This window comes from Rhizobium sp. NRK18 (genome assembly GCF_024385575.1).
In the GTDB taxonomy this organism is placed as follows: domain Bacteria; phylum Pseudomonadota; class Alphaproteobacteria; order Rhizobiales; family Rhizobiaceae; genus JANFMV01.
The window spans coordinates 3,265,201-3,291,845 of the sequence record NZ_JANFMV010000001.1; the positions used below are offsets into that span (position 1 = coordinate 3,265,201).

Genomic DNA, 26,645 nt, shown 5'->3' on the forward strand with positions numbered 1-26,645 from the left:
CTTGACTTGCCGTCAGGTGATCAGGATCGCCCGGAAATCATTGACATTCGTCAGGGTCGGGCCGGTGACGACCTGACCGCCGATCTTCGCAAAGAAGGTGTGGGCGTCGTTTTCGGCAAGCGCCGTCTTAGCGACCACGCCGTTTTCATGGGCGAGCGCCAGCGTCGCAGGGCCAACGAGCGCGCCCGCCACCTCTGCCGCGCCGTCGACGCCGTCGGTGTCGCAGGCGATCGCGTGGATGCCGTCAGCACCGTCGAGTGCGAGGGCAAGCGCCAGAGAGAACTCGGCATTCGGGCCACCGATGCCCTGCCCCTTGCGCGTCACCGTCAGTTCGCCGCCCGACAACAGGAGCACCGGCGGATCGCCGGCACGGCGGGCGGCGCGAACGCGCAACGCCTCGGCAGCCTGAACGGCGGCAACCTCGCGGGCCTCGCCCTCCAGCGCGTCGCCGAGCATGCGGACTTCGACTCCCGCCGCCCGCGCGAGCTCGGCGGCCGCCTCGAGCGATTGCCTTGGCGCGGCGTAGATGACGTTTTCCACCCGCGACAGCCTTTCGTCATCGGGCGCGACCACGCGGTTGGGCTTCTTCAGCGCGGCGAGCACGCTTTCGGGAACGGCCACATTCCACTTTTCCAGGATCGCCAGTGCATCGGCCTGCGACGACGGATCGCCGACCGTCGGACCGGAACCGATGAAGGCGGGATCGTCGCCGGGCACGTCGGAGATCATCAGGGTCAGCATGCGGGCCGGCCAAGCCGCGGCGGCCAGCTGACCGCCTTTCACCCGGCTCAGATGCTTGCGAACGGTGTTCATCCTGTCGATCGGCGCGCCGGAGGAAAGAAGCGCGGCATTGACCGCCTTTTTCTCTTCGAGAGTCACGCCTTCGACGGGCGCGACCAGCAACGCGGAGGCGCCGCCGGAAATGAGCGCCAGCACGAAGTCGCCCTCGCCTGCCCCGCTGACGAGATCGAGCATGCGTCGGGTCGCTTCCAACCCAGCCTGATCCGGCACCGGATGGGCGGCCTCGACGATTTCGATGCCGCGGCAGGGCCGCTGATAGCCATAACGGGTGATGACCAGTCCCTCGCACGGCCCCCAAGCGGCCTCCACCGCTTCGGCCATGCGGGCGCTCGCCTTGCCGGCACCGACCACGATGACCCGGCCTTCGGGTTTTTGCGGCAGGAAGCCCGCCAGCGACCGCATGGGATCGGCGACCTCGACGGCCTTGTCGAACAGCGTGCGCAAGAAGGTTTCCGGCGATCCGATATCAGTCAACAGTTCCTACCTCCTGCATGGCGAGCATCGCCCTCGATCTCAAGTCACACCCTGTCGGCCCGCACTTCGGTCAGACTGGCACATGATTCGGATGGAGCGCCAGCCCATTTGCCGCCACTTCAGCCCTGACGCTCATCCATGAAGGTTTGCAGAAGGGCAAGCTGCTCTTCGCGGTCGCGCAGGACGCAGGTCGGACACAGGCTGCCGCCCTCGACCTTCACATAGCGGCAGCAGCCGCCGCGCAGCCGGAATATCTCGCTGGCGTCGCCGTGCGAGGCGGCGACGCGAACAAAGGCAAGTGCATCGTTGGCGAATGGGGAACCAGCGGTCTTGACGATCGCCTCGACACGATCCGCCGCCTTTGCCTGGTCCCCGTTCGCCCTGCCGACATCGAGAAAGGCGGAGGCGATGGAGTCGGCAGCGATCCGCCATTGCGGCCTGCGGCCGAAGCCGGTCCTTGCTCTCAGGGCTTCGATGATCGGCGCAAAGGCGCGCTCCAGTTCGGGCGCTACCGCGCCTTCCGACGCAGGCCGGACGGACGCGCTCTTTACGCCGAGTTCGAGGCGGGCAGGCATTCCGATTTCTGCGGACACAAGGCGCCATGTCAGCGCGTTTGGTGCGAAGACCGGGATAACGCCTTCGCGCAGAAGCGCCGCCGCCAAGGCGAGCGTATGGAAATAGGAGTACTGGCCGATGAGATAGGCCGCCTGCGTTCGCTGATCCATGCCGCGGGCGAAGGAACGCTGGTAGGCCAGCAGGGTGGAGAGCGCCTCGGAGCCGGGATCGGCGAGGTCGGCTACGGTAAACCAGTCCCCGTAGAGGGGCGACCAACGCAATCGAAGCGGCGAGGCCTCTCCAAGCCATGCCCAAGCCCGGACCAGTTCGGCCGGCATGGTCTCTCCGCTTGAAAGTTCGTCAGTTGAGGCGTTGGCGTCCGGCATTCCACCCGCTTCGGATCGATCGGTTCTGCTGCGCGAGACATACACGCAACGTTGCGGATTGGCCAAAGATAAATCCGCGCGGGATCGACGGACAGCGCCGCGCGCGCTTGCCACCCCTAGCGAAGAAACGCTAGATTTGCCCGGCGCGGGTCTGCCCGCTCCCATCCATTCCGCCTTTCCAATTCCGGAAAGCGCTCCGAACACCGGTGCCTTATGAATGCAATGACTGATGCCGAGACCTTCTTCCGGGACAATCCGGACATCGAGATCCTGGAGGCCTTCGTCATCGATGTGAACGGCGTTCCGCGCGGCAAGTGGATCCCCCGCGACCGCGCCCTCGACGTGCTCGAAAAAGGGATGGCGATCCCGCGCTCCGTCTACGCGCTCGATGTCTGGGGCCGCGACGTCAACGCCGCCGGACTTGCGGAAGGCACCGGCGATCCGGACGGCCTGTGCTTTCCGGTTCCCGGCACGCTGTCGCGTGTCACCTGGCTCCAAAGACCGACGGCGCAGGTCATGCTCGGCATGCGGGATACGGATGGCAAGGGCTTTTACGGCGATCCGCGGCAGGTGCTCGCCAACGTCCTGGAGAAATACCGCAAGCTGAAGCTGACGCCCGTCGTCGCCACCGAGCTTGAGTTCTACCTCATCGACCCGGTGCGCTCGGCGCTCGACCCCGTCAGGCCGCCGAACTCGCGCGAGGGGCGCTGGCAGAGCGGCCAGACGCAGGTGCTGTCGATTTCCGAGCTGCAGGATTTCGAGAACGTCTTTCACGACATCGCAATCGCCTGTCGGGCGCAATCGGTGCCGGCCGATACGACGCTGCGTGAAAACGGTCCCGGCCAGTACGAGATCAACCTCAATCATGTCCCGGATGCGCTGGAAGCCGCAGACAATGCGCTGCTTTTAAAGCGCATCGTCAAGGGCGTGGCGCGCAAGCACGATCTCGACGCCACCTTCATGGCCAAGCCCTACGGCCTGCAGGCCGGCAGCGGCATGCATGTGCATTTCTCCGTTCTCGACGAGAATGGCAACAACATCTATGCGGGCGAAAACGGTCCGGCCGATACGCTGTTCCATTCCGTCGGCGGGCTGCTCGCGAACATGGGAGAGAGCATGGCGGTGTTCGCACCGCACGCCAACTCCTATCGCCGTCTGCGCCCAAGCGAGCACGCGCCGACCTACGCCTCCTGGGGCATCGACAACCGGTCGGCTGCCGTCCGCGTCATCGTCGCCAGCAAGCCGGCGACCCGCATCGAGCACCGCGTGGCGGGCGCGGATACCAACCCTTACCTAGTGCTTGCGATGATCCTCAATGCGGCCCTTCTCGGCATGCGCGAGAAAATCCAGCCCGGCGGGGCGATTACCGGCGACGACCATGCGATCAGCCATGAGCCGCTGCCGACCAACTGGGACTATGCGCTCGGCAAGTTCGCCAAGTCCGGTTTCGCTTATGCGACCTTCGGGCCGAAATACCGGGCGCTCTACGCCTCCTGCAAGCAGCAGGAGATTTCCGAATTCTCGCTCCGCGTGACGGATGTTGAATACGACGCTTACATCAGGACGGTCTGACATGAACGCACCGACTTCGCTTGCCAACAACCCGGGCCACGCCCCTTCCTGGTATGCCGCCAGCGCCAACGACAAGACCATCCGCCCGACGCTCGAAGGCGATGTCGAGGCGGATGTCTGCATCATCGGGGCGGGATTTTCCGGGATCTCGGCAGGCCTGACGCTTGCCGAACGCGGCTATTCGGTCATCGTCCTGGAAGGCAGCCGCATCGGCTTCGGCGCCTCCGGCCGCAATGGCGGCCAGATCGTCAACGGCTACAGCCGCGACCTGAAGACCATCGCTTCGCGCTATGGCGAGGAGAAGGCGGTCAAGCTCGGTGCCATGTCGCTCGAGGGCGGCAACATCATCCGCGAACGCGTCGAGACCTATGGCATCGACTGCGACCTCAGGCATGGCGGCTTCTTTGCAGCGTTCACCGACAAGCAGATCCGCGAGATGGCAGCGCACAAGGCGCATTGGGAGAAGCACGGTCATGACGGGCTGGAGATGGTGGCGAAGGCCGACCTGCCCGGCATCGTCAAATGCGATCTCTATGCCGGCGGCATGGTCGATCGCTACGGCGGCCACATTCACCCGTTGAACCTGGTGCTCGGCGAAGCGCGCGCCCTGGAAAGCCTCGGCGGCCGCATCTTCGAAAACAGCCGGGCGACCGGCGTCGATACCGGCCCCTCGCCCTCGGTGAGAACCGCTAAGGGATCGGTCAAGGCGAAATACGTGCTCGTCTGCGGCAATGCCTATCTCGGGGAATTGCTGCCGCAGATCGGCAGCCGGATGATGCCGGTGTCCAGCCAGGTGATCGTCACCGAGCCGCTGGACGAGGCGACGATCACCAATCTCCTGCCTGCGGATTACTGTGTCGAGGATGCCAATTATGTGCTCGACTACTACCGCCGCACCGCCGATAACCGGCTGCTGTTCGGCGGCGGGATCGGCTATGGCGGACAGGATCCGGCCAATATCGTCGCCAAGATCCAGCCGCATCTGGCCAAGACGTTCCCGTCACTGGCGAAGAAGAAGATCGACTTTGCCTGGAGCGGCAATTTCGCACTCACCTTCAGCCGCATTCCGCACATGGGCAAGCTGTCCGACACGGTCTACTTCTCGCATGGCGACAGCGGCCATGGCGTGACGACGACTCACCTGCTCGGCAAGATCCTTGGCGAGGCGGTGTCCGGCCATGCCGAACGGTTCGATGTCTGGAGTTCGCTGCCGAACTTCCCCTTCCCCGGCGGCAAGACCTTCCGGGTGCCGCTGACCGCGCTCGGGGCATGGTGGTACGGCCTGAGGGACAAGCTCGGAATGTGACGGCGGATTGCGAAGGCGTCAGGCGGCCGGTGCCGCCACGCCTGCACGGACCCGGTCGTTCTCGTCAATGCCGAGCAGGAAGTTGATCTGCGGCCGCGCCTTGACGAGGTCGTCGATCGAATATTCCATCAGTACTTCGAAGAATGCGTTCAGGGCTTTGCGCAGCGCCGAATTCAGGCCGCAGCTGTCGACCAGCGGGCATTCTGCCACGCCGTCCTCGAAGCATTCCGCCATGGCGAAGTTGTCCTCGGTGACCTTGACGACATCGAACAGGCTGATCTTGTCCGCCGGACGGCCAAGGCGTACGCCGCCATTGCGGCCGCGCACCGTCTCGACGATGCCGGCCTTGTTGAGCGGCTGCAGGATCTTGAACAGAAACAGCTCGGAAACGCCGTAGGCCTTGGCGATCTCCGGAATGCGGCTCAGCCTGCCGTCATTGGCAGCGCAATACATCAACATGCGCACCGCATAATTGGTCTGTTTCGTCAGTCGCATGCCGATCTCCGTTTAAAGTCTTCCGTGGCCGTCATGTTTATATAGTGCCATTCGTAGTTTGGAACAATTCCAAAATAGATGAAAATCACAATCATCTTACTGCGGGGATTCGGAATGCGATTGACAGCGATGCCAATAAGATGATGAGAAGCGTCAAGATTATGACGAGAGACAGGAGATCGCGATGAACGGCTTCCGCAAGCAGCTTGCCACCCTCGCCGCCGCAACCACGCTTCTTTCACTGGCGACGCCAGTGCTGGCCGAAGAGGTCAACATCTATTCCTACCGGCAACCCGAGCTCATTCAGCCGTTGCTCGATGCCTTCACCAAGGAGACCGGCATCGACACCAACGTCCTGTTCCTCGACAAGGGGCTGGTCGAGCGCATTGCCGCGGAGGGTGAAAACTCGCCAGCAGACGTCATCCTGACCGTCGATATCGGCCGGCTGGTCGAGACCAAGGACGGCGGCGTCACCCAGCCGGTGGAAAGCGACATCATCAACAGCGACATTCCGGCGGAATACCGCGACCCCGACGGCTACTGGTTCGGCCTGTCGCGCCGTGCCCGCGTTATCTACGCGTCGAAGGATCGCGTGCCGGAAACGGAAATCACCTATGAAGAGCTTGCCGACCCGAAGTGGAAGGGCCGGCTTTGCACGCGCGACGGACAGCACCAGTACAATCTTGCGCTGTTTGCCTCGATGATCGCCCATCACGGCGCCGAGTACACCGAGACGTGGCTGAAGGGCGTTCGCGAGAACCTTGCGCGCAAGCCGGACGGCAACGACCGCTCGCAGGCCAAGGATATCTATGCCGGCGGCTGCGACATCGCGCTCGGCAACACCTATTACGTCGGTCTGATGATGACCGACGAGAACGAGCCCGAACAGCAGGAATGGGCCGGCGCGATCAAGGTCATCTTCCCGAATGCCAAGGATCGCGGCACGCATGTCAACATTTCCGGCATGGCGCTCGCCAAGCATGCGCCGAACAGGGACAATGCCGTCAAGCTGATGGAATTCCTGACGAAGAAGGAAGCGCAGGAAATCTACGCCGAACGCGTGTTCGAATATCCGGTCATCGCCGGCGCGGAACCGTCCGACATCGTCAAGTCGTTCGGAACGCTGAATGCCGATCCGCTGCCGCTGATCGACATCGCCAACAATCGCAAGCTCGCCTCCGAACTGGTCGACAAGACAGGCTTCAACGAAGGCCCGTCGATGTAAGGACCTGCACTGGCAGCAAAACCGGCAAACCGTTTTCCGACCGGCCCATCTGGGCCGGTTTTTGCTTTTAAGTTCGCGTGGAAATCGCACTCGCGTGCGGACCGTGTCATCCGATTGTTACAGCCGCTACCTAGACGAGAGGCGCTGCCTCCGGAGTCGCTGTCCGCTCCATCTCCGACCAGAGGCGGCGAATTATCACAATCCATGTTTCGAGGGCGTGGGAGATTGGGCCGAACCTCCGGATCGAGGCCGACGGATCACTCTTCCGAACGCCCCAAAAGGAGATTTCATGCCTTTGTTTTGCCTGCCCCTGCGGTCGCGCCGCTTGTTTGCGTCCACGGCCATCGTGCTTCTCGCTGGTTCGGCGGTCGCCGCTCCGGTTCCCGCCGGCACCTTTACCGTTCCTGTTCCCGAAACGGCCTATCCCTTGCCCGTCGTCGACAACTACAAGGCGCAGGCCGGCCTCAAGGCTGACGGCAGCAAGATCAACAAGTATGACCGGGCCGACAATCCGATCATCCAGATCCTGTCCGGCTTCGACGACATATGGTCGCTGGGCGACGCCGCCTGGGCCAATGGCGGCGCGAACGGGGATGGCGCCGAAGACTACAGCAAGGTCAAGATCGTTGCGCCGGACATCTGGGCGGCCAACATGCGCTATGTGCTCGACGTGACCGGGCCTTCGCGGACGTCCGATGACGCGCTTGCCGCCTATCTCGACGATCGCCGCGCACAGGGCAATTCGGTGATCGACGGCATGGGGCCGCTTGCCGACATCTATCGCCGCGAGGCGGGTGCGACGACGACCATCGCCCATACGCTCGCCGACTTCGATCCGAATGCGCCTCTGGCCGAAAAGGAAGAGGATCAGGGCAGCGAGGCCGGTACCGGCAATCCGTCGCTTCAGGATTTCATCGCCTTCATGACCGTGATGCGTGGCCCGGAAGGCTCGACCTCTCCAGCCAAGTACTTTTACGCCTCGCCGCGCCCCTGGCGCATGACGGATAGCGGCGACGTGGTGCAGACCGGCACGGAACCGCTTGGAGACAAGACGGTCGAAGTCTACGACAGCCATGTCAACGTCATCCCCGCTTTGCTCAGCGCCCGCGAAACACGCGGCCGGAGAAAGGACGGCGGCTTCCCGTCCGGCCACACCAATGCGGCCTATGTCTCGGCCATTGCCTATGCCTATGCGCTGCCGGTGCGGTTTGCGGAACTGCTGACGCGCGCATCCGAACTCGGCGAGCACCGCGTCGTCACCGGCATGCACTCGCCGCTTGATGTCATCGGCGGACGCATCATGGCGACAGCGACGGCTGCGGCCTACCTCAACGATCCCGCCAATGCCGAGTTGAAGGCCCGGGCACTCGAAAACATGACGGCGACGGTGGAGGCGAACGTTCCGACCGGAGAAAGCCTCTATGCGGCGGCCCATACGGCAAAGGACGACCGCTTCTCCAGCTACTTTTCCGACGCGGACGCCTACCGTCAGCGCATGACCTACGGTCTGCCGCAGGACAAGGCGAAGGCTGGCCAAGCGATGGTCGTGCCGAAGGGCGCGGAAGCGCTGATCGAAACCCGCTTCCCCTATCTCGACGCCGGCCAGCGCCGCATCGTTCTCTACACCACCGGCATCGACAGCGGCTATCCTCTGCTCGACAAGAGCAATGGCTGGGGCCGCCTGGATCTCGTCGCTGCCGCCGGAGGCTTCGGCGCATTCCCGGGAGACGTCACGGTGGACATGCAGGCCGGCAATGGCGGCTTCAACGCCGACGACCAGTGGCTGCACGACATCGCCGGCAAGGGCATGCTGACAAAGGCCGGCAACGGCACGCTGACCCTTGCCGGCCACAACAGCTACGCGGGTGGTACGGTGCTGAAGGACGGCACACTCGTTGCGGCTCATGCCGACGCGCTCGGCACCGGCGACCTGCAGGTCGACGGCGGAACGCTTGCCGTCGGCATGCACGGCGTGGTCCTGCCGGGTGACGTGGCCATCAACGGCGGAACGCTTCAGGTGGACATCAGCGGAGCCGCACCGGATGCCTCCGTCGTTGCGATCAAGGCCGGCCGCATCAATGGCACGTTTGCGCAGGTCGTGTCATCGAAGGGGCAAACGCTGGACGCGAGCTATGACAACGGCACGCTGACGGTTCGCCTGCCGGCGCCGAAGCCGCAGGCCGGCTGATTGCCAGGCGGTAATCGTCAAAAGAAGAACCCCGGAAGCGGCGCTTCCGGGGTTCTCGTCAACAGCATCCGCCGGGGCTGGGCCGCCGGCTTGCTACTTACTTCATCGTCGGCATGACGAATTCGGCACCATCCTTGATGCCCGACGGCCAGCGGCTGGTGACCGTCTTGGTGCGGGTCCAGAACTTGATCGAATCCGTGCCGTGCTGGTTGAGGTCGCCGAAGGACGAAGACTTCCAGCCGCCGAAGGAGTGGTAGGCGAGCGGAACCGGGATCGGCACGTTGACGCCGACCATGCCGATGTTGATGCGCGAGGCGAAGTCGCGGGCTGCATCGCCGTCGCGGGTGTAAATGGCGACGCCGTTGCCGTATTCGTGCTTCATCGGCAGTTCGAGGGCTTCCTCGTAGTTCTTGGCGCGGACAACCGAGAGAACCGGTCCGAAGATCTCGGTCTTGTAGATGTCCATGTCCGGGGTGACGTTGTCGAACAGGCAGCCGCCGACGAAATAGCCGTTCTCATAGCCCTGCAGCTTGAAATCGCGGCCGTCGACGACGAGCTTGGCGCCCTGCTCGACGCCGCGGTCGATGAGACCCTTGACGCGGGCATGCGCTTCCTTGGTGACCAGCGGACCCATGTCGGCCTTGTCATCGGTGTAGGGACCGATGCGAAGCGACTCGACCATTGGGGTCAGCTTTTCGATCAGGCGGTTGGCGGTTTCCTCGCCGACCGGAACGGCAACCGAGATCGCCATGCAGCGTTCGCCTGCGGAACCGTAGCCGGCACCCATCAGGGCGTTGGCGGCCTGGTCGAGGTCGGCGTCGGGCATGATGATCATGTGGTTCTTGGCGCCGCCGAAGCACTGGGCGCGCTTGCCGTTCATGGCCGCAGTACCGTAGACGTAGCGGGCGATCGGAGTGGAGCCGACGAAGGAGACGGCGCCGATATCCGGATCGGTCAGGATTGCGTCAACCGCGCCCTTGTCGCCGTTGACGACGTTGAGGATGCCTGCCGGCAGGCCGGCTTCGATCATCAGTTCGGCGAGGCGGATCGGCACGGACGGATCGCGCTCCGAAGGCTTCAGGATGAAGGCGTTGCCGCAGGCGATCGCCGGGGCGAACATCCACATCGGGATCATGGCCGGGAAGTTGAACGGCGTGATACCGGCGCCGACGCCGATGGCCTGGCGGATCGAATACATGTCGATGTTCGGACCGGCGCCCTCGGTGAACTCGCTCTTCGACAAATGCGGGATACCGATGACGAATTCGCAGACTTCGAGACCGCGGACGATATCACCCTTGGCGTCCTCGATCGTCTTGCCGTGCTCCTTCGAGAGCATTTCGGCGAGCTCGTTCATGTTGTCATTGAGGAGCGAGACGAACTTCATGAACACGCGGGCGCGGCGCTGCGGGTTGGTTGCAGCCCATTGCGGCTGCGCAGCCTTGGCGTTTTCGACGGCAGCGCGCAGTTCGGCGTCGCTGGCCAGCGCCACTTCCGCCTGAACTTCGCCGGTTGCCGGATTGTAGACGGGCGCGAAACGACCGCTGGTGCCGGCAACCTGCTTGCCGCCGATGAAATGACCAATCTGTTTCATGGGTTTCCTCCTTGATGGTTGAAAGGAGGATCGCACTTTAATTTGCACAATTCAACGGCATGATTTACATATCCGTTGTGCAGAAATTATAGCTGGAGACGGCATGGACTGGGACGATGTGCGGATGTTCCTGGCGGTCGCCCGCAGTGGACAGATTCTTTCGGCCTCCCGGCGCATGGGGGTCAACCATGCGACGGTGTCGCGCCGCGTCAGCGCCCTGGAGGAGAGCCTCAACACACGGCTGTTGATCCGCCGCACCAATGGCTGCGACCTGACGGCGGAAGGCGAAACCTTCCTGAAGGCCGCAGAACGCATGGAAACCGAGATGCTCGCCGCCCAGGCGATGATTGCCAAGGTCGACAGTGCGATTGCCGGCACGGTGCGTATCGGAGCGCCGGATGGGTTCGGCGTCTCGTTTCTCTCGCCGCGGCTTGGCCGGTTGATCCGGCGTTATCCCGACCTCAAGATCGAACTGGTGCCGGTGCCGCGCTCCTTCTCGCTGTCGCAGCGCGAAGCCGATATCGCCATCACCCTGGAGCGGCCGGACCAGGGCCGGCTGATTTCCTCGAAGCTGACCGACTATACGCTCGGCCTCTACGCCTCCGCCGGCTATCTTAAGGAGAACGGCACGCCGGAGCGGATCGAGGACCTGCGCCACCATCCGCGCATCGGCTATGTGGAGGACCTGATCTTCACGCCGTCGCTGGATTTCAGCGCCGAACTGCTGCGCAACTGGGACACGGCATTCGGCGTGTCGTCGTCGATCGGGCAGACCGAAGCGGTGCTGTCGGGCGCAGGTATCGGCATCCTGCACAACTATATCGCCCATGAGAAGGACACGCTGGTCAGGGTGCTGCCCGAGATCGAAATCCGCCGCGCCTACTGGACGACCTATCACGAAAGCATCCGGGACCTGCTGCGCGTTCGAACCGTGATCGACTTCCTGCAGGAACTGGTGCGGGAGGAGCGAGGGAGATTCGTCTGAGGCATACGGCTGGAACTCTGCCGGGTGGTTTGAAGTTGTCCTCTGCATGGAGCCACTTCTCAACGAATTCGACTATTCCACCTTCCTCGCCCCATCGGTCATCGCCGTCAGGGTGATTATCGCCATGATCTGCGGCGCCATCGTCGGGCTGGATCGGGAGATGGCGAGCCATGCGGCGGGGCTACGCACGCACATCCTCGTCAGCCTGACGGCAGCCGTGATTGCCATTCTGGCGATCGAGATCATCCACATGCCGACCTTCGCCGACGAATCGATCCGGATCGATCCCATTCGCCTGATCGAGGCGCTGACGAGCGGCGTGGCGTTTCTGGCGGCGGGCATGATCGTCTTTGCGCGCGGGCGTGTGCGCGGGCTCACGACAGGTGCCGGCATGTGGCTGGCGGGCGCAGTCGGACTTGCCTGCGGCCTGGGACTCTGGCTGATCGCCGGCATCGCGACGCTCGGCGCCATCGTCGTCCTGGCGCTGCTGCACCGGCTGGAGCCCGGCAGCAAATCACGAGAGAGACCATCGTCGCCGGATGCCGGCAACGGTGAAACGCAATAAATCGGGAAAAGAAGAAATGGTACGGTTGGTGGGAATCGAACCTACGACCTCAGGTGCCACAAACCTGCGCTCTAACCAACTGAGCTACAACCGCACACTGGACGCCTCGGCGTCACGGAGGGTCACATACGGGCTGTTTGCCGCTTTTGCAAGACCCTTGATATTGAATACAAAAAAAAGCCGGGTTTTGCCACCCGGCTTTTTCATTCGTTGGACGAATGTCCGATCAGGCGGCCTTGAAGTAGGTCGCAGCCTTCTCGGCGGCAGCCTTCGACGGCGCGGCAACCGATTCAGCAACCTTCTTGCTGGTTTCCTGCATGGACTTGGCCTGCTCGACGGCGGCTTCAGACTGCTTGCGGAAGAAAGAGGTCTGCAGTTCGAAGAGTTCTGCGACCGACTTCACGCCGAGCAGGGCTTCGAAATGCGAGAAAGAGCTTTCCGCATTGGCGCGCATCGTGTCGATGGTCTTGAGACCGAGTTCGACGGTGCCGGCCTGGGCGTTCTTGAGGGTTGCTTCGACGGTCTGGGTTGCTTCTTCGGCAGCAACCTTCATCTTGGCATAGGCTTCCTTGGACTGTTCAACGCCCTTTTCGGCGAAATCACGGAAACCTTCGCCGAGCTTGCTCGGGTCGAAAGTGGAAGTGGAAATGGAAAATACGTCCTGCGTCTTCTTCGTAGCCATTGTTGATGCTCCTTGGTTCAGGGGCCTCATTTTCAAAGGGCCCTTCGCGTTCTTCGATAAGGGCTATATAATACATCACGTTGTGCATTGCAATATCTTTTGTGCGCTGCACAATAAATTAACTCTGTTTGCGAGTTTCCCAGTGGCGCCGCTGGACCCGAAGGAGTGGGGAAGATATTAATAATGCGTTAAATATCAGCGCATACAAGCCTCCCTGTTAAAGGTTGAAATGTCCGCCGTGCAGTACCCTTTCATAGATGTCGCCGTTCACGATCGCGTTCGCGGCCGCTTTGCGCGCGGCGAGGCGCTGGTGATCTTTTCCGCTGGCATGGACGAGGTCCTGTGGGCGAACGGGCCGGGTGCCGCCGTATTCGGCGGCAGCTCCGTCTACGATTTCATCGACCAGGCACCGCCGACAAACGATCTCACCTTCCGCCAGGCGGCCGTGATGGCGCGCAGCCTGGAACGGACCGGCGACGCGCGCAGCTTTCTCATCCGCGTACCGAACGGGTTTCAGCGCTCCACCGTGCGGGCCGAAGCCGAGATGATCCGCATCGGCATGGACGAGGCGATCCTGCTGTCGGTTCCGGCCGTTTCCGAGCCGAAGGGGCCGCAGGCGACCGCAGCACGGATGATCGAAGGCTTCGACGATCCGGATACGCATGTGGCGATCCTCGACGAGAACGGCTTCGTGCTGGCCTCATCCGGCGGGTTTGCAGGGCTCGGCATGAGCGCGGACACCGTCCAGACGCTCGCCGGCAATGCTGCGGACGAACCGGCCCGGTTGCTGAAGCGCCGGCTGGAGACCGGCCGCGGATTGATGCCGGCGGCCATCGGCCGTCTCGCCGAACAGCCGAACCTCTATCTGCTCTTCGTCATCGAGACGCCACAGCAGGCGAACGACGAGGACGCGCCCCTGCCCCCGACAGACAACGACATGCCATTTGCCGAAGAGGCCGTCGACGGCTCTGCGGACGCCGCCGAGCCCATGGGCACGATCTCCGACGAGACCGACGGGATGGATCCGGAAGAGGTTTCGTCCGAAGCCCCGACGGAAATCGATCCGCAGACCGCGGAACCCATCGAGCCGTCCGCGAAGCCGGCGTCGCTGATGGACCTGCTGACGGACGATCCGTCGGTGGAGATTCCGCCGATGACGCTCTCCGACATCCCGGTTGCGCCGTCTTCACCTTCAGACGCGCCCGCCATGGACGCCGGTGAACATTCCGCGACGCCCATCGAGAACTTCATCGCGCCCGAACCCTCGAAATCCGACTTCCGGTTCAACCCCGAAGGTCGCGCCATCCGCTTCGTCTGGAAGGTGGATGCCGACGGCCATTTCTGTGAAGTCTCCGACGAATTCGCCGAGGCGGTCGGCCCGAACGCCGCCGCGATAAACGGTGTCGCCTTCAGCGACCTCGCCCATCTCTTCGATCTCGATCCGGACGGCAAGATCACCGAGCTTCTGAAAAAGCGCGACACGTGGTCGGGCAAGACGATCTACTGGCCGGTCGAAGGCACGAGCCTCAAGGTGCCGGTGGACCTCGCCGCGCTACCGACCTACAGCCGCTCGCGCGGTTTCGACGGCTTCCGCGGTTTCGGCATCGTGCGCCGCGCCGATGCGGTCGAGGATCCGCTGGCGACCGGGCTGACGCTCGGCGGGAAGTCCCTGCCCGCAGAGATCGAGAGCAACTCCGAGGCACCGGAGATTGCCACGCCTGAGGCACTGGAGACTGTAACACCTGAGGAACTGGGGCAGACCGCAGTGACGGACACCGAGCCGGCTCACGACGGCCAATCGGACGCTCACGCCGGCGATGTGACCGAAGACACCGTCGAGCAGCCGGCCGCGGATGACGGTATCGAACGGTCTCCGGAGACGATCGCGCCGACACCGCAGAGCGAACCGCCGGCGCTTCACCTGACGGAGAATCCGGAACGGCGGCTGTCGGACAAGATCATCCGCCTGGAAGAGCATCGCGCCCGCATGAATGACGGGCTGAGCCCCGGCGAGCAGGCCGCCTTCCGCGAGATTGCCAAGCGGCTTGGCACCGAGGAAGCTCCGGCTGAGGTGGAACAGGTAGTTTCCGCGGAGGACGCCGCCGAGGTCACCAGCCAAACCGAAGCGCCGATCGAGGCCGAAGACGCTGCGCCGGAGACGCCTGCCGAGGAGCAGCGCGACGCCAATCCGCTCGGCGATTTCCTGCCGCCGCGCCGCGACATGGCCTCTCCGCTTCCGGCCTCCGCGATCGACGAGATGCCGGTGGCAATCCTGATCCATGCCGGCGACCGGCTGATCCATGCCAATGGCGAATTCTCCAGGCTGACCGGCTACGAAACGCTCGACGCCCTCGAGACTGCAGGCGGCCTCGACGCGCTGCTGCAGAGAAGCGAGCTCGAGGAGACATCGGACGCCGGTGGCGGCATGATGATCGTGCGCGCCGACGACACCGTGGTTCCCGTCGCCGCGCGCCTGCGCTCGATCCGCTTCGAGGACTCCGACGCGCTGATGCTGGCGCTGATCCCGTCGGCGCCGGTCACAGCTCAGGAACAGACCGCCCCTGCGGAAGACACATCCGGCACCATCCTGCCCTTCGTCGGCGAAGACGCGGCGAGCGAAAACGAAGACATCTCCCGGCTGCGCATCGAGGTCGAGGAGCTGCGCTCGATTCTGGAGACGGCAACGGACGGCGTTGTCATCATCGGGCCGGAGGGCGGCATACGCTCGATGAACCGTTCCGCCAGCGCGCTCTTCAACTATGACGAGGCCGATACGCGCGGCAAACCCTTCGCAATGCTGTTTGCGCATGAGAGCCAGCGCGCGGTCGCAGACTATCTGAACGGGCTTACCGACAACGGTGTCGCCAGCGTGCTGAACGACGGCCGCGAGGTGATCGGCAGGGAATCCGGCGGCGGTTTTATTCCGCTGTTCATGACGCTCGGTCGCCTGTCGTCCTCCGACGGCTATTGCGCCGTCATCCGTGACGTGACGAACTGGAAGCGGACCGAGGAAGAGCTGCGCAAGGCCAAGCGCGATGCGGAAACCGCCAACAAGCACAAGAGCGACTTCCTCGCCCATGTGAGCCATGAAATCCGCACGCCGCTGAACGCCATCATCGGGTTCTCCGACATGATGTCGAACGAGCGCTTCGGCCCGATCGGGCATCATCGCTACATCGAATATGCCAACGATATTGGCCGGTCTGGCCGGCTGGTGCTCGACATCGTCAACGACCTTCTCGACATTTCCAAGATCGAAGCCGGTCAGATGGAGATGGATTTCGCCGCCGTCAGCCTGAACGAAACGTTGTCGGAAACGGTATCGCTGATGCAGCCGCAGGCCAACAACCAGCGTGTCATCGTGCGCACGGCGTTGTCGCAGGCCGTGCCGATGGTGGTTGCCGACCTGCGCTCGGTCAAGCAGATCGCGCTCAACATCCTGTCGAACGCCATCCGGTTCACGCCGTCGGGCGGCCAGATCGTCGTGTCGACCTCCTATGAGGTCAATGGCAGCGTGGTGTTGCGGATCCGCGATACCGGCATCGGCATGTCGAAGTCCGAACTGGAGCAGGCGATGAAGCCGTTCCGCCAGGTCTCCGGCGGCAGCCGCCAGAAGGGCGACGGTACCGGCCTTGGCCTGCCGCTGACGAAGGCGATGGTCGAGGCCAACCGCGCCGCCTTCTCCATCCAGTCGGAACCGAGCCGCGGCACGCTTGTCGAAATCACCTTCCCGTCGCCGCGCGTCCTTGCGGACTGAAGCTTCATCGGCTAGAGCCGGTGGATAAGCTGATTAAAAGGATCACCAATTGGCGGCGCAGACGACGCTGGTCACGGAAGGGCCGGCACCCTCGAGAGTGAGACGGCGCGGCACATGGCGGCAGCCGCTGGTCGCCTTCGCCGTGTTCGCGGTGGCGGCAATGCCGGTCTTCGCGATCCTGTGGATCGCCTCATCCGGTGATGCCGATACCTGGCGGCATCTCGCAGAAAATGTCATTCCCCGCGCACTCGGCCGGACGCTGGCGCTGATGGCCTATACGGGTTTGGCGACGACGTTGATCGGTGTTACCTGCGCATGGCTCGTCTCATCCTGCGACTTTCCGCTGAGACGCTTCTTCTCCGCCGTGCTCGTGCTGCCGCTGGCGCTGCCCGCCTATCTGGCGGCCTATGCCTTCGGCGAGTTCTTCGACTTCACCGGTCCGGTGCAGACGCTGGTGCGCACCGTCTTCGGCTTCAAGACGATGCGCGACTACTGGTTTCCGGACATCCGCTCGCTCGGTGGCGCGGTGCTCGTCATGACCGCCGTTCTCTATCCTTACGTCTATCTCGCCTGCCGCTCGGTGTTCCGCATGCAGGGCCGGGCCGCCGCCGATGTGGCGCGCACGCTCGGCGCCGGGCCGATGAAGGTGTTCTTCCGGGTGCAATTGCCGATGGCGCGGCCTGCGCTGATGATCGGCCTGACGCTGGTGATGATGGAAACGCTCAACGATATCGGCGCGGTCCAGTATCTTGGCGTCAACACGCTGACATTTGCCATCTACGACACATGGCTCAATCGCGGCAGCCTTGTCGGCGCGGTGCAGCTCGCCTGCGTGATCCTCGTCTTCATCGCCGTGCTGATGGTTCTGGAACGCCGGGCGCGGCGGCGGCAACGCTTTGCCAGCCAGAAGACGACGGCAGCGGTGCACGATGCCGTCAGGCTCAAGCTCAAGGGCTGGGCGAAATGGGCCGCGGTCGCGGCCTGCGCCCTGCCCGTGCTTGTCGGTTTCGTGGTACCGGTGCTGGTTCTCGGCTCCTATGCCGTGAAGCGCCTGCCGGCCTTTACCTCGCCCAAGCTCATCGAGGCGCTGACCACCAGCATTTGCGTCGCGGCAATCACGGCCGTCGTCGCCGTCACCTTGAGTTTCGCGCTGTCGCAATCGGCGCGCAGCAATTCCTCGCGGCTTGTCAAGACGCTGGTACGGCTCGCATCCTTCGGCTATGGCATTCCCGGCACGGTGCTGGCGATCGGCGTGCTCGTGCCGCTTGCCGCCTTCGACAATCTCTTCGCGCGCTTTACCAAGGATTATTTCGGCTTCTCGCTGGGGCTGATCCTGTCGGGAACCGGATTTGCGATCGTCTATGCCTGCACGGTGCGCTTCATCACCATGGCGGAAGGCAATATCGACGCTGGCTTGCAGAAGCTCTCGCCGCATCTCGACATGGCGTCACGCATGCTCGGCCACAATGCGCGGCAGACGCTGTGGCGGGTGATCCTGCCGAACCTCAGACCGGCGCTTCTGACCGCCGGTCTGCTGGTCTTCATCGAAACGTTGAAGGAGCTGTCGGCGACAATCCTGCTCCGGCCTTTCAACTTCAACACGCTGGCAACGCTCGTCTACGAGGACGCGTCGCGCTCGCAGGTCGCCAATGCCTCCGTGCCGGCGATCATCATCATCATCGCCGGCCTCGTTCCGGCGATCCTGGTATCGCGATCGCTGGAACGGGGAACCTGAGCCCGGCTCAGTCCTGCAGGTCGGGAAGATCGGCGTAGAGTTCGAGCGCTTCCGGATTGGCAAGCGCCTCCTTGTTCTTCACCGGACGGCCATGGACGACCTCGCGCACCGCCAGTTCGACGATCTTGCCGGACTTCGTGCGCGGAATGTCGGCGACGGCGATGACCTTGGCCGGCACATGGCGCGGCGAGGCGCCGACGCGGATGCGGGTCTTGATCGCCTTGACCAGCGCATCGTCGAGCGACACGCCCGGCGCCAGCCGGACGAAGAGGACGACACGGACGTCATTGTCCCAGTCCTGACCGATGCACAGCGCCTCGGCGACCTCTTCCATCTGCTCGACCTGATTGTAGATCTCCGCCGTGCCGATGCGCACGCCGCCGGGATTGAGCGTGGCGTCCGAGCGGCCATGGATGATGATGCCGCCATGCTCGGTCCACTCGGCGAAATCGCCATGGCACCAGACATTGTCGAAGCGCTCGAAATAGGCGGCCTTGTACTTGGTCTTTTCCGGGTCATTCCAGAACATGATCGGCATGCTCGGAAAGGCCTTGGCGCAGACGAGTTCGCCCTTCTCGCCGCGCACCGGTGTGCCTTCGTCGTCCCAGATGTCGACCGCAAGGCCGAGGCCGGGGCCCTGGATCTCGCCGCGCCAGACCGGCTTCATCGGATTGCCGAGCACGAAGCAGGAAACGATATCCGTGCCGCCGGAAATCGACGCCAGCAGGATGTCCTTCTTGACGTCCTCGTAGACGAAGGTGAAGCCTTCCGGCGACAGCGGCGAGCCGGTCGACGTCATCACCCTCAGCGACGACAGGTCATGACTGTCCTTCGGGATGAAGCCGCTCTTGCGCACGGCGTCGATGTATTTTGCGGACGTGCCGAAGACGGCGAATTTTTCGTCGCGGGCATAGTCGAACAGAACCTTCTCGTCCGGCGCGAATGGCGAGCCGTCGAACAGGCACAGCGTCGTGCCGGAGGCGAGGCCGGAGACCAGCCAGTTCCACATCATCCAGCCGCAGGTGGTGAAGTAGAACAGGCGATCGCCCTCTCCTAGTCCGCAATGGAAGCGATGCTCCTTCAGGTGTTGCAACAGCGTGCCGCCCGCCGAGTGGACGATGCATTTCGGAACGCCGGTCGTGCCGGAGGAAAACAGGATGTAGAGCGGATGCGAGAAGGGAAGCGGCGTGAACTCCACCGCCTTTGCCGCATAGGGCTCGACGAAGGCTGCGAGCGTGCTGGCGCCTTCGACGGAAGCGGCAAGGGCTTCGGCATCGCCGGCATAGGGCACGATCATCGCCAGGACACCCAGCCTGGCGACGATCTCATTCACCTTGGCGGACACGTCCTGTAGCTTGCCATTGTACCAGTATCCGTCGCAGACGATGAACAGCTTGGGTTCGATCTGGCCGAAACGATCCAGTACGCCCTGGACGCCGAAGTCCGGGGAGCAGGACGACCAGATGGCGCCGATCGAGGCGGCGGCCAGCATGCAGGCGATGGTTTCCGGCATGTTCGGCATCATGGCGGCGATCCGGTCACCCTCGCCGATCCCCATCGCCCGGTAGGCCTGCTGCAGGCGCGACACGAGTTCGGCGAGGCGATCCCAGGACCAGCGATCCTCGACCTTGTCCTCGCCGCGGAAGATCAGCGCCGTGTCGCCGCCGGATTTCACCAGCAGGTTTTCGGCGAAGTTGAGCCTGGCATCTGGAAAGAAGCGAGCCTCGAGCATGTCGTCGCCATGGATCAGCGCCTGTTCGCCGCGCACACCCCTGACGCCGCAATAGTCCCATATGGCCTCCCAGAAGGCGCCGCGTTCGGTGATCGACCATGTGTGAAAGGCGTCGTAGTCGGCGAACTCATGCCCGGCCTTTTCGGCGCAAAAGGACATGAAGGCGAACATCGGGGTGCTTTTCCGATATTCCGGCGAAGGCTCCCACAAAGGCACTGCGTCAGTCATGCATTCCTCCTCGTTTTTCCTCTCTATAGCATGCCGCACCGCAATATAAATACAGCTCTGCAATGAGACGCAGGGCGATTGGCTACATGCGCCCTTTACGGCAAATGGCGTATTTGCCGCGTCGAAAGCCAAAGCTACTGATGGTCGGCAGAAGGCGCGGAGGATACCGGCAGAATTTCAAAGTGATCATGACGACCGAACCTCCGACCGACGTTTGAATATCCGGTGATCATCGCCGTTTACTTTGACACTTTACCATCTTGGGCAATACCGGCCCGGCACAATGTCTTGAAAAGAAGAATCTGCTATAATGTATACGGGCAATTTGATCTGGGGGCATTTCTTGCTGCGATTTACGGGCGTCGTACTGAAGATTCTCATAGCGTCCTTGATGGCGGGAGCACTTCTGTCGTTCTTCGGCGTTACCATCGATTCTCTGTTGTCCATCATAGGACAGTCGCCGGAAAGCCTCGCGACGCATGCGAAGCTGGCGCTGGACTGGGCCGTGCCGAACATTATTCTCGGCTCGATCTTCATCCTTCCGACATGGATACTCGTCTACATCTTCCTGCCGCCGGGCGGCGAATAAGCACCCGGCAACAGGTGATGGCGGCAATCAGGCGGCGTTCAGTCCGGCCGCAGCCATGTGCTCGTCGCGCTGCCTGCGCACTTCCTGACGTTTGGTGACGATCGAGGCGATGATGACGCCCGTGGTCACAAAGCCGATCAGGATCGTGCAGGCGGCGTTGATTTCCGGCGTCACGCCCAGGCGCACCTGGCTGTAGATCTTCATCGGCAGCGTTGTCGCACCGGGGCCGGAGGTGAAGTTGGCGATGACCAGATCGTCGAGCGACAGCGTGAAGGCCAGCACCCAGGCGGAGAAGATTGCAGGCAGGATGACCGGCAGCGTGACCTGGAAGAACGTCTTGACCGGCGTGGCCCCGAGATCCATCGCCGCCTCCTCGATCGACCGGTCGAAGGTGATGAGGCGCGACTGCACCACGACGGCGGCATAGCACATGGAGAATGTGATATGCGCCATGGTGACCGTCCAGAAGCCTCGGTCAAGGCCGATCGCCACGAACAGGAGCAGCATGGACAGGCCGGTGATGACGTCCGGCATGACGAGCGGCGCATAGATCATGCCCGAAAACAGCAGACGACCGCGAAAACGCGTGTAGCGCGTCAGCGAAATCGCCGCCATGGTACCGAGCACGGTCGCCACCGTCGCCGACAGCAGACCGACGCGGATCGTCACCCAGGCGGCGTCGAGCAGGGCCTGGTCGCGGAACAACTCCACGTACCAGACGGTCGAGAAGCCGGCCCATACGGTGACAAGCTTCGACTTGTTGAACGAGTAGATGACCAGGAGCACGATCGGTAGATAAAGGAACGCGAAGCCGAGCGTGACGGAGGCGATGTTGAAGCGGGACCAGCGGTTCATCAGCGGCTCTCCGCTTTCGTCTGGGCATTCTGGAAGAGCACGATCGGGATCACCAGAAGCAGGAGAAGGATCGTCGCCACCGCCGACGACAGCGGCCAGTCGCGATTGTTGTTGAACTCCGTCCACAGCGTCTTGCCGATCATCAACGTGTGCGACCCGCCGAGCAGGTCGGGGATCACGAATTCACCGACGGCCGGAATGAAGACCAGCAGGCAGCCGGCGAAGACGCCGGGCAGCGACAGCGGAAAGGTGATCTTCCAGAAGGCCGTAAGTCTCGTGCAGCCGAGATCCTCGGCGGCTTCTATCAGCGTGTCGTCCATCTTTTCCAGCGCCGAGTAGAGCGGCAGGACCATGAACGGCAGATAGGAATAGACGATGCCGATATAGACGGCGATGTCGGTGTTGAGGATGACCAGCGGTTCGTGGATGACGCCGATCGCCATCAGGAACTGATTGAGCAGGCCTTCCGGCTTTAGGATTGCCATCCAGGCATAGACGCGGATCAGGAAGCTCGTCCAGAACGGCAGAATGACCAGCATCAAGAGCGTCGGGCGAACGGTCCGCGGCGCCTGCGCCATGCCATAGGCGATCGGATAGCCGACCGCCAGCGTCAGGCACGTCGAGAAGAAGGCGATCGTCAGGCTGGAGAGATAGGACTTGTAGTAGAGCGAATCCTGAGACAACCAGATGTAATTGTCGAGAGAGAGTTCCGACAGCTTCTGCCGCAAGGTCTCGAACGTATCGGCGAACGAGAAGGTCGGCGAATAGGGCGGCATCGCGATCTCGGAGGTCGACAGCGAGATCTTGAAAACGATGAAGAAGGGAACGAGGAAAAGGACCAGCAGCCACGTATAGGGAATGGCGATGACCAGGCGATTGAAGATGGCCGAACCGAAGCGTGTCATGTCATCAATCCCTCAACACGACGCCGGCGTTCTGATCGAACGAGATCCAGACCTGATCATCATAGCCGAGCGGGTTCTGCACCTCGCGCTGGGCATTCAGGCTGGTCGCCTTCACGACCTTGCCGTTCTTGAGCTTCACATGGAAAACGGTGACGTCACCGAGATAGGCGATGTCCCACATCTCTCCTTCGGCCGAATTGATGCCCGGCGTCTCCGGCATATTGCGCGAAACACGGATCTTTTCCGGACGCACGGCGAAACCGGCATTGCCGGTGACGGGTTCCGACTGCTCGGCGCGGACCGAGAAGCCCTCCCCGATGGCGATCTCCGTCACGCCGTCCGTGTTCGACGTCACCTTGCCGTCGAAGATGTTGACGTCGCCGATGAAGTCCGCGACGAAACGGGAGTTCGGCGCCTCGTAGATTTCGGCAGGTGTCGCAACCTGGATGACATTGCCGCGCGACATGACGGCGATGCGGTCCGCCATGGTCATCGCCTCCTCCTGGTCGTGGGTGACCACGATGAAGGTGAGGCCGAGTTCCTGCTGCAGGTCCATCAGTTCGAACTGGGTTTCCTCGCGCAGCTTCTTGTCCAGCGCCCCGAGCGGCTCGTCGAGCAGCAGCACCTTCGGCCGCTTGGCGAGCGAGCGGGCGAGCGCGACGCGCTGGCGCTGGCCGCCGGAAAGCTGGTGCGGCTTGCGCTTGGCGAACTCATCCAGCTTGACGAGCTTCAGCATCTGGCTGACGCGGGCGGCGATGTCGGCGGCGGGCATGCCGTCCTGCTTGAGGCCGAAGGCGATGTTCTTTTCCACCGACATGTGCGGAAACAGCGCGTAGGACTGGAACATCATGTTGACGGGGCGCCTATATGGCGGCGTGCCAGCGAGGCTCTGCCCGTCGAGGATGATTTCCCCCGAGGTCGGCTGCTCGAAGCCCGCCAGCATGCGCAGGAGCGTCGACTTGCCGCAGCCCGACGCGCCGAGCAGCGCGAAGAACTCGCGGTGGTAGATGTCCAGCGACAGATTGTCGACGGCGACGAAATCGCCGAATTTCTTGGTGATGTTGCGGAAGGAGATGAACGGCTTTGCGGCCGGATCATTCCAGGGTGCGAAAGAACGGCGAATGCTGCCAAGCGACTTCATGAAGTTCCCCGATGACTGCTTCTGAAAAGCAAACAGCCCGGAATTTATCCGGGCTGTTCGAAGCTTGTTGTTATTGGCCGGTAACGACCTTGGTCCAGATCCGGGTCGCCAGTCGCTGCGTCTTCTGGTCGTAAGGGACGAAGGTGTAGAGCTTCTTCATCGTCTCTTCCGGCGGGTAGATGGCCGGATCGTCCAGGACGTCCTTGTCGATGAACTGCTGGGAGGCCTTGTTGCCGTTGGCGTAGTAGACGTAGTTCGACGCCTTGGCGATGACTTCCGGCTTCATGATGTAGTTGAGGAATTCGAGCGCTTCCTGCGGATGCGGCGCGTCGGCCGGGATCGCCATCATGTCGAACCACATCAGCGCGCCGCCGGCCGGGATGGAGTAGCTGACATGAACGCCGGCGCCGGCCTCGTCTGCACGGTCACGCGCCTGCAGGACGTCGCCGGACCAGCCGAAGGCGAGGCAGATGTCGCCGTTCGCCAGCGCATTGATGTATTCAGACGAGTGGAACTTGCGCACGAAGGGACGGATCTTCAAAAGAAGATCTTCGGCCTTCTGCATGTCTTCCGGATTGTGGGAATTCGGATCGAGGCCGAGATAGTTGAGTGCGGCCGGGATCGCCTCGGTCGGCGCGTCGAGCATGTAGATGCCGCAATCCTTGAACTTGGCGGCGATCTCCGGATCGAACAGCACGTTCCAGTCCGGCTTGGCGTCCGTGCCCATGATCTCCTTGTACTTGTCGACATTGTAGCCGAGGCCGGTCGTGCCCCACATGTAGTTGATCGCGTAGTCGTTGCCCGGATCGTAGACCGCCGTGCGCTGCTGGATGACGTCCCACATGTTGGAGATGTTCGGCAGCTTGGATTTGTCGAGCTTCTGGAAGACACCGGCCTTGATCTGGCGCGACAGGAAGTCGGCGGTCGGCACGACGACGTCATAACCGGATCCGCCGGCAAGCATCTTGGTTTCCAGCACCTCGTTGGAATCGAAGACGTCGTAGACGACCTTGATGCCGGTTTCCTTGGTAAAGTCCTGAAGAATGGATTCGTCGATGTAATCGGACCAGTTGTAGACGTTGACCACGCGGTCTTCCGCATGGGCCAAAGCCACGAAGCTCACCGAGGCGATCGCAGCAGCCGATACATTAAGTAGAAATTTTTGCACAACATTCTCCTGTCGCGAGTATGCCGGGGAATTCCCCCAGCCGTTCCCTTTGATTATTTTGCGACAGACTAGAAAGGAATTTGCGAGGCGACAAGGAAAAATTCTTTCCCGGCATGCGCGACCTTCCGTTACTGGAAGTCGAAGGCGCTGAGGCCCGTCACCATCTCGTCAAGACCGAGCGGCCGGGTCACCGGCGGCTCGGCGCGCGACAAGCAGCCCTGCCGCTCGCACAGCCTGCAGGAGGCTCCGACCGCGACCGGGGGCATGCCGCTACCGGCAATTGCCGCGCCGTAGACGACGTCGCCGGCCTGCTCGACAGGGAGGCCCAGGAGGATAGCGGTGCGCCGCACACGCTCGTGGAACATCGTCTGCGGACCTTCGAGGGTTCGCGCCACTGTCAGAAAACCCGTCCCGTTCGGCATCTCCACGTGATCGACCAGGATCTGCGAGGGTTGGGCGAAGGCGGCATGGATGTTGAGCTTGGGACAGCCGCCGCCGAAAGCCGACTGCGGAAATCCGCCCGCCCCTGAGCGGCGCAATTGCCGGCCGGAGTGATCGGCTTCCAGCAGGAAGAACGGCAACCCTTGCGCGCCCGGACGCTGCAATGTCGTCAACCGGTTTGCCGCCTGCTCGAAGGAGACGCCGAAGCGGGCGCGCAGGACATCGATGTCGTAGCGGGCGCGCTGGGCGGCCGCCAGGAATGCGCCGTAGGGCATCATCAGGGCATGCGCGGCATAGCGGGCGAGATCGAAGCGGGCAATGCGGCGGGCCTCGTTCGACGACAGGGCCAATCCGTCCAGCTCGGCCTCGATCGGCGCCGACAGCGCCAGCATCGCCGCCTCCATCGCCGCTTCGCGCAACTGATCGAAGGGAGACAGACGCTCCGACAGAAAGAGCCGCATCGAATGGCGGTCGTAGCGGCGGCGCAGGGTCGGCATGGCATGGACCGGCAACGTGCGCACGACGATGCCGTGCTTGGCCTTCAGCCACTCCTTGAGTGCGGCAGAGAGATCGTCGCCGGGCTTCAGGTCCGCATGGAAGGCTTCGGCGGCATCCTCGATCCGTGCAAAGAAGTTGGGGCGCTGCTCCAGTTTCTCGCGCACCTCGTCCATCGGCAGCCGCGCGCCGGAGAGCAGCGTCTCGTGGCCCTCGCGCGCCAGCACTTCCGAAAGGTCGCTGAGGCGCGCCGCCTGCTCCTTGAAGGCGCGGTAGAGCTTGACGATGCCCGCCGCCGCATTGGGCGCGGCCTCCGCCACCTCGACCAGCTCCTGTTCCCCCGGTATTTCGCCGGCGAGCAGCGGATCGGTGAAAACCTCCTTCAATTGCGACAGCGAGCCACCCTGCGCACCCTGCAGCTCCTCGATATCGATCTTGTAGACGGAGGCGAGCTTCAGGAGCAGCTGCACGGTCAGCGGCCGCTGGTTTCGCTCGATGAGATTGAGATAGGACGGCGAAATGCCGAGCGCTTCGGCCATCGCCGTCTGGGTCAGCGACAGGGCATTGCGAATGCGGCGCACGCGCGGGCCGGCAAAGATCTTGTTTTCCGCCATTAGTCACAGGCCTTTACAATGCAGCGCAGCAATAGCACCGAATACGTTTATTACAATTTTTACATTTTTACACAACACCGTTGTCAAAGGCAAGACAGCCTAACCCCTTTTACGCCTATTATTCAGATATTTATCTCGACAATTCGGCTTATTCGGA

The 26,645-nt window shown here is 62.8% G+C and carries 20 protein-coding genes and 1 tRNA gene; 9 read left to right on the plus strand and 12 right to left on the minus strand.

Translation table 11 applies throughout. The features are described 5' to 3' along the window. Positions 1-12 precede the first annotated feature (12 nt). Positions 13-1,275, minus strand: coding sequence for a glycerate kinase (locus NN662_RS15440; RefSeq protein WP_261931116.1), 1,263 nt, complete (start codon positions 1,273-1,275; stop codon positions 13-15). Positions 1,276-1,394: 119 nt separating this feature from the next. After that, positions 1,395-2,168 carry a (2Fe-2S)-binding protein gene (locus tag NN662_RS15445; RefSeq protein ID WP_261931117.1) on the minus strand — a complete coding sequence of 258 codons (774 nt, stop codon included), beginning with the start codon at positions 2,166-2,168 and terminating at the stop codon, positions 1,395-1,397. Positions 2,169-2,438: 270 nt separating this feature from the next. On the opposite strand from NN662_RS15445, the gene NN662_RS15450 reads away from it, so the two are divergent. Both NN662_RS15450 and NN662_RS15455 read left to right on the plus strand, forming a co-directional pair. Then, the gene (locus tag NN662_RS15450; protein WP_410010941.1) at positions 2,439-3,788 is read left to right on the plus strand and encodes a glutamine synthetase family protein; all 1,350 of its coding nucleotides are present in this window, start codon (positions 2,439-2,441) and stop codon (positions 3,786-3,788) included. Position 3,789: 1 nt separating this feature from the next. Continuing rightward, the gene (locus tag NN662_RS15455) at positions 3,790-5,094 is read left to right on the plus strand and encodes an NAD(P)/FAD-dependent oxidoreductase (RefSeq protein ID WP_261931119.1); all 1,305 of its coding nucleotides are present in this window, start codon (positions 3,790-3,792) and stop codon (positions 5,092-5,094) included. Between the two features lie 18 nt (positions 5,095-5,112). Here the strand turns inward: NN662_RS15455 and rirA are convergent, their stop codons facing one another. Beyond that, complete coding sequence (rirA, locus tag NN662_RS15460) at positions 5,113-5,589, minus strand: iron-responsive transcriptional regulator RirA (RefSeq protein WP_261931120.1); 477 nt, start codon at positions 5,587-5,589, stop codon at positions 5,113-5,115. A gap of 184 nt (positions 5,590-5,773) precedes the next feature. Between rirA and NN662_RS15465 the strand changes: the two genes are divergently transcribed. Beyond that, positions 5,774-6,814: a Fe(3+) ABC transporter substrate-binding protein gene (locus NN662_RS15465; protein ID WP_261931121.1), complete on the plus strand. Its 1,041-nt coding sequence runs from the start codon at positions 5,774-5,776 to the stop codon at positions 6,812-6,814. A 289-nt stretch (positions 6,815-7,103) separates the two neighbouring features. Then, a complete protein-coding gene (locus NN662_RS15470; RefSeq protein WP_261931122.1) occupies positions 7,104-9,002 on the plus strand; it encodes an acid phosphatase in 1,899 nt (632 codons plus the stop codon). 97 nt (positions 9,003-9,099) lie between these two features. Here NN662_RS15470 and NN662_RS15475 read toward each other — a convergent pair whose 3' ends face one another. Then, positions 9,100-10,596, minus strand: coding sequence for a CoA-acylating methylmalonate-semialdehyde dehydrogenase (locus NN662_RS15475; RefSeq protein WP_261931123.1), 1,497 nt, complete (start codon positions 10,594-10,596; stop codon positions 9,100-9,102). 103 nt (positions 10,597-10,699) lie between these two features. Between NN662_RS15475 and NN662_RS15480 the strand changes: the two genes are divergently transcribed. Both NN662_RS15480 and NN662_RS15485 read left to right on the plus strand, forming a co-directional pair. Further along, entirely contained in the window at positions 10,700-11,581 is an 882-nt protein-coding gene (locus tag NN662_RS15480) for a LysR family transcriptional regulator (protein ID WP_261931124.1), read from the plus strand. Between the two features lie 46 nt (positions 11,582-11,627). After that, the gene (locus NN662_RS15485; protein WP_261931125.1) at positions 11,628-12,146 is read left to right on the plus strand and encodes an MgtC/SapB family protein; all 519 of its coding nucleotides are present in this window, start codon (positions 11,628-11,630) and stop codon (positions 12,144-12,146) included. A gap of 17 nt (positions 12,147-12,163) precedes the next feature. Here the strand turns inward: NN662_RS15485 and NN662_RS15490 are convergent. Continuing rightward, positions 12,164-12,240 (minus strand) — tRNA-His (locus NN662_RS15490). Positions 12,241-12,372: 132 nt separating this feature from the next. Further along, positions 12,373-12,828, minus strand: coding sequence for a phasin (locus NN662_RS15495; protein WP_261931126.1), 456 nt, complete (start codon positions 12,826-12,828; stop codon positions 12,373-12,375). Positions 12,829-13,057: 229 nt separating this feature from the next. On the opposite strand from NN662_RS15495, the gene NN662_RS15500 reads away from it, so the two are divergent. Then, positions 13,058-16,585: an ATP-binding protein gene (locus NN662_RS15500; protein ID WP_261931127.1), complete on the plus strand. Its 3,528-nt coding sequence runs from the start codon at positions 13,058-13,060 to the stop codon at positions 16,583-16,585. Positions 16,586-16,745: 160 nt separating this feature from the next. After that, on the plus strand, positions 16,746-18,320 hold the full coding sequence (locus NN662_RS15505) for an ABC transporter permease (protein WP_261931993.1): 1,575 nt from the start codon (positions 16,746-16,748) through the stop codon (positions 18,318-18,320). A gap of 7 nt (positions 18,321-18,327) precedes the next feature. Here NN662_RS15505 and NN662_RS15510 read toward each other — a convergent pair whose 3' ends face one another. Beyond that, a complete protein-coding gene (locus tag NN662_RS15510; RefSeq protein WP_261931128.1) occupies positions 18,328-20,280 on the minus strand; it encodes an acetoacetate--CoA ligase in 1,953 nt (650 codons plus the stop codon). A 343-nt stretch (positions 20,281-20,623) separates the two neighbouring features. On the opposite strand from NN662_RS15510, the gene NN662_RS15515 reads away from it, so the two are divergent. Further along, entirely contained in the window at positions 20,624-20,869 is a 246-nt protein-coding gene (locus NN662_RS15515) for a hypothetical protein (protein ID WP_261931129.1), read from the plus strand. A gap of 27 nt (positions 20,870-20,896) precedes the next feature. Here NN662_RS15515 and NN662_RS15520 read toward each other — a convergent pair whose 3' ends face one another. The 5 genes from NN662_RS15520 to NN662_RS15540 form a co-directional block, all read right to left on the minus strand. Continuing rightward, positions 20,897-21,724 (minus strand): ABC transporter permease, encoded by an 828-nt coding sequence (locus tag NN662_RS15520; RefSeq protein WP_261931130.1) that lies wholly within the window; start codon positions 21,722-21,724, stop codon positions 20,897-20,899. Then, positions 21,724-22,629 carry an ABC transporter permease subunit gene (locus tag NN662_RS15525; RefSeq protein ID WP_261931131.1) on the minus strand — a complete coding sequence of 302 codons (906 nt, stop codon included), beginning with the start codon at positions 22,627-22,629 and terminating at the stop codon, positions 21,724-21,726. The genes NN662_RS15520 and NN662_RS15525 overlap by 1 nt, the downstream gene beginning before the upstream one ends. 4 nt (positions 22,630-22,633) lie before the next feature. Further along, the gene (locus tag NN662_RS15530; protein WP_261931132.1) at positions 22,634-23,770 is read right to left on the minus strand and encodes an ABC transporter ATP-binding protein; all 1,137 of its coding nucleotides are present in this window, start codon (positions 23,768-23,770) and stop codon (positions 22,634-22,636) included. 70 nt (positions 23,771-23,840) lie between these two features. Then, positions 23,841-24,938, minus strand: coding sequence for a polyamine ABC transporter substrate-binding protein (locus NN662_RS15535; RefSeq protein ID WP_261931133.1), 1,098 nt, complete (start codon positions 24,936-24,938; stop codon positions 23,841-23,843). Between the two features lie 128 nt (positions 24,939-25,066). Then, positions 25,067-26,488: a short-chain fatty acyl-CoA regulator family protein gene (locus NN662_RS15540; protein WP_261931134.1), complete on the minus strand. Its 1,422-nt coding sequence runs from the start codon at positions 26,486-26,488 to the stop codon at positions 25,067-25,069. Between the last annotated feature and the right edge of the window lie 157 nt (positions 26,489-26,645).

Excerpts from the sequence above, each read along its gene's own strand:
- NN662_RS15470 (WP_261931122.1), top strand. The coding sequence starts at position 7,104 with ATGCCTTTGTTTTGCCTGCCCCTGCGGTCGCGCCGCTTGTTTGCGTCC.
- NN662_RS15500 (WP_261931127.1), top strand. The coding sequence starts at position 13,058 with ATGTCCGCCGTGCAGTACCCTTTCATAGATGTCGCCGTTCACGATCGC.
- NN662_RS15505 (WP_261931993.1), top strand. The coding sequence starts at position 16,746 with ATGCCGGTCTTCGCGATCCTGTGGATCGCCTCATCCGGTGATGCCGAT.
- NN662_RS15475 (WP_261931123.1), bottom strand. The coding sequence starts at position 10,596 with ATGAAACAGATTGGTCATTTCATCGGCGGCAAGCAGGTTGCCGGCACC.
- rirA (WP_261931120.1), bottom strand. The coding sequence starts at position 5,589 with ATGCGACTGACGAAACAGACCAATTATGCGGTGCGCATGTTGATGTAT.
- NN662_RS15530 (WP_261931132.1), bottom strand. The coding sequence starts at position 23,770 with ATGAAGTCGCTTGGCAGCATTCGCCGTTCTTTCGCACCCTGGAATGAT.
- NN662_RS15485 (WP_261931125.1), top strand. The coding sequence starts at position 11,628 with ATGGAGCCACTTCTCAACGAATTCGACTATTCCACCTTCCTCGCCCCA.
- NN662_RS15465 (WP_261931121.1), top strand. The coding sequence starts at position 5,774 with ATGAACGGCTTCCGCAAGCAGCTTGCCACCCTCGCCGCCGCAACCACG.
- NN662_RS15480 (WP_261931124.1), top strand. The coding sequence starts at position 10,700 with ATGGACTGGGACGATGTGCGGATGTTCCTGGCGGTCGCCCGCAGTGGA.
- NN662_RS15455 (WP_261931119.1), top strand. The coding sequence starts at position 3,790 with ATGAACGCACCGACTTCGCTTGCCAACAACCCGGGCCACGCCCCTTCC.
- NN662_RS15450 (WP_410010941.1), top strand. The coding sequence starts at position 2,439 with ATGACTGATGCCGAGACCTTCTTCCGGGACAATCCGGACATCGAGATC.
- NN662_RS15520 (WP_261931130.1), bottom strand. The coding sequence starts at position 21,724 with ATGAACCGCTGGTCCCGCTTCAACATCGCCTCCGTCACGCTCGGCTTC.
- NN662_RS15540 (WP_261931134.1), bottom strand. The coding sequence starts at position 26,488 with ATGGCGGAAAACAAGATCTTTGCCGGCCCGCGCGTGCGCCGCATTCGC.
- NN662_RS15525 (WP_261931131.1), bottom strand. The coding sequence starts at position 22,629 with ATGACACGCTTCGGTTCGGCCATCTTCAATCGCCTGGTCATCGCCATT.
- NN662_RS15495 (WP_261931126.1), bottom strand. The coding sequence starts at position 12,828 with ATGGCTACGAAGAAGACGCAGGACGTATTTTCCATTTCCACTTCCACT.
- NN662_RS15445 (WP_261931117.1), bottom strand. The coding sequence starts at position 2,168 with ATGCCGGCCGAACTGGTCCGGGCTTGGGCATGGCTTGGAGAGGCCTCG.
- NN662_RS15510 (WP_261931128.1), bottom strand. The coding sequence starts at position 20,280 with ATGACTGACGCAGTGCCTTTGTGGGAGCCTTCGCCGGAATATCGGAAA.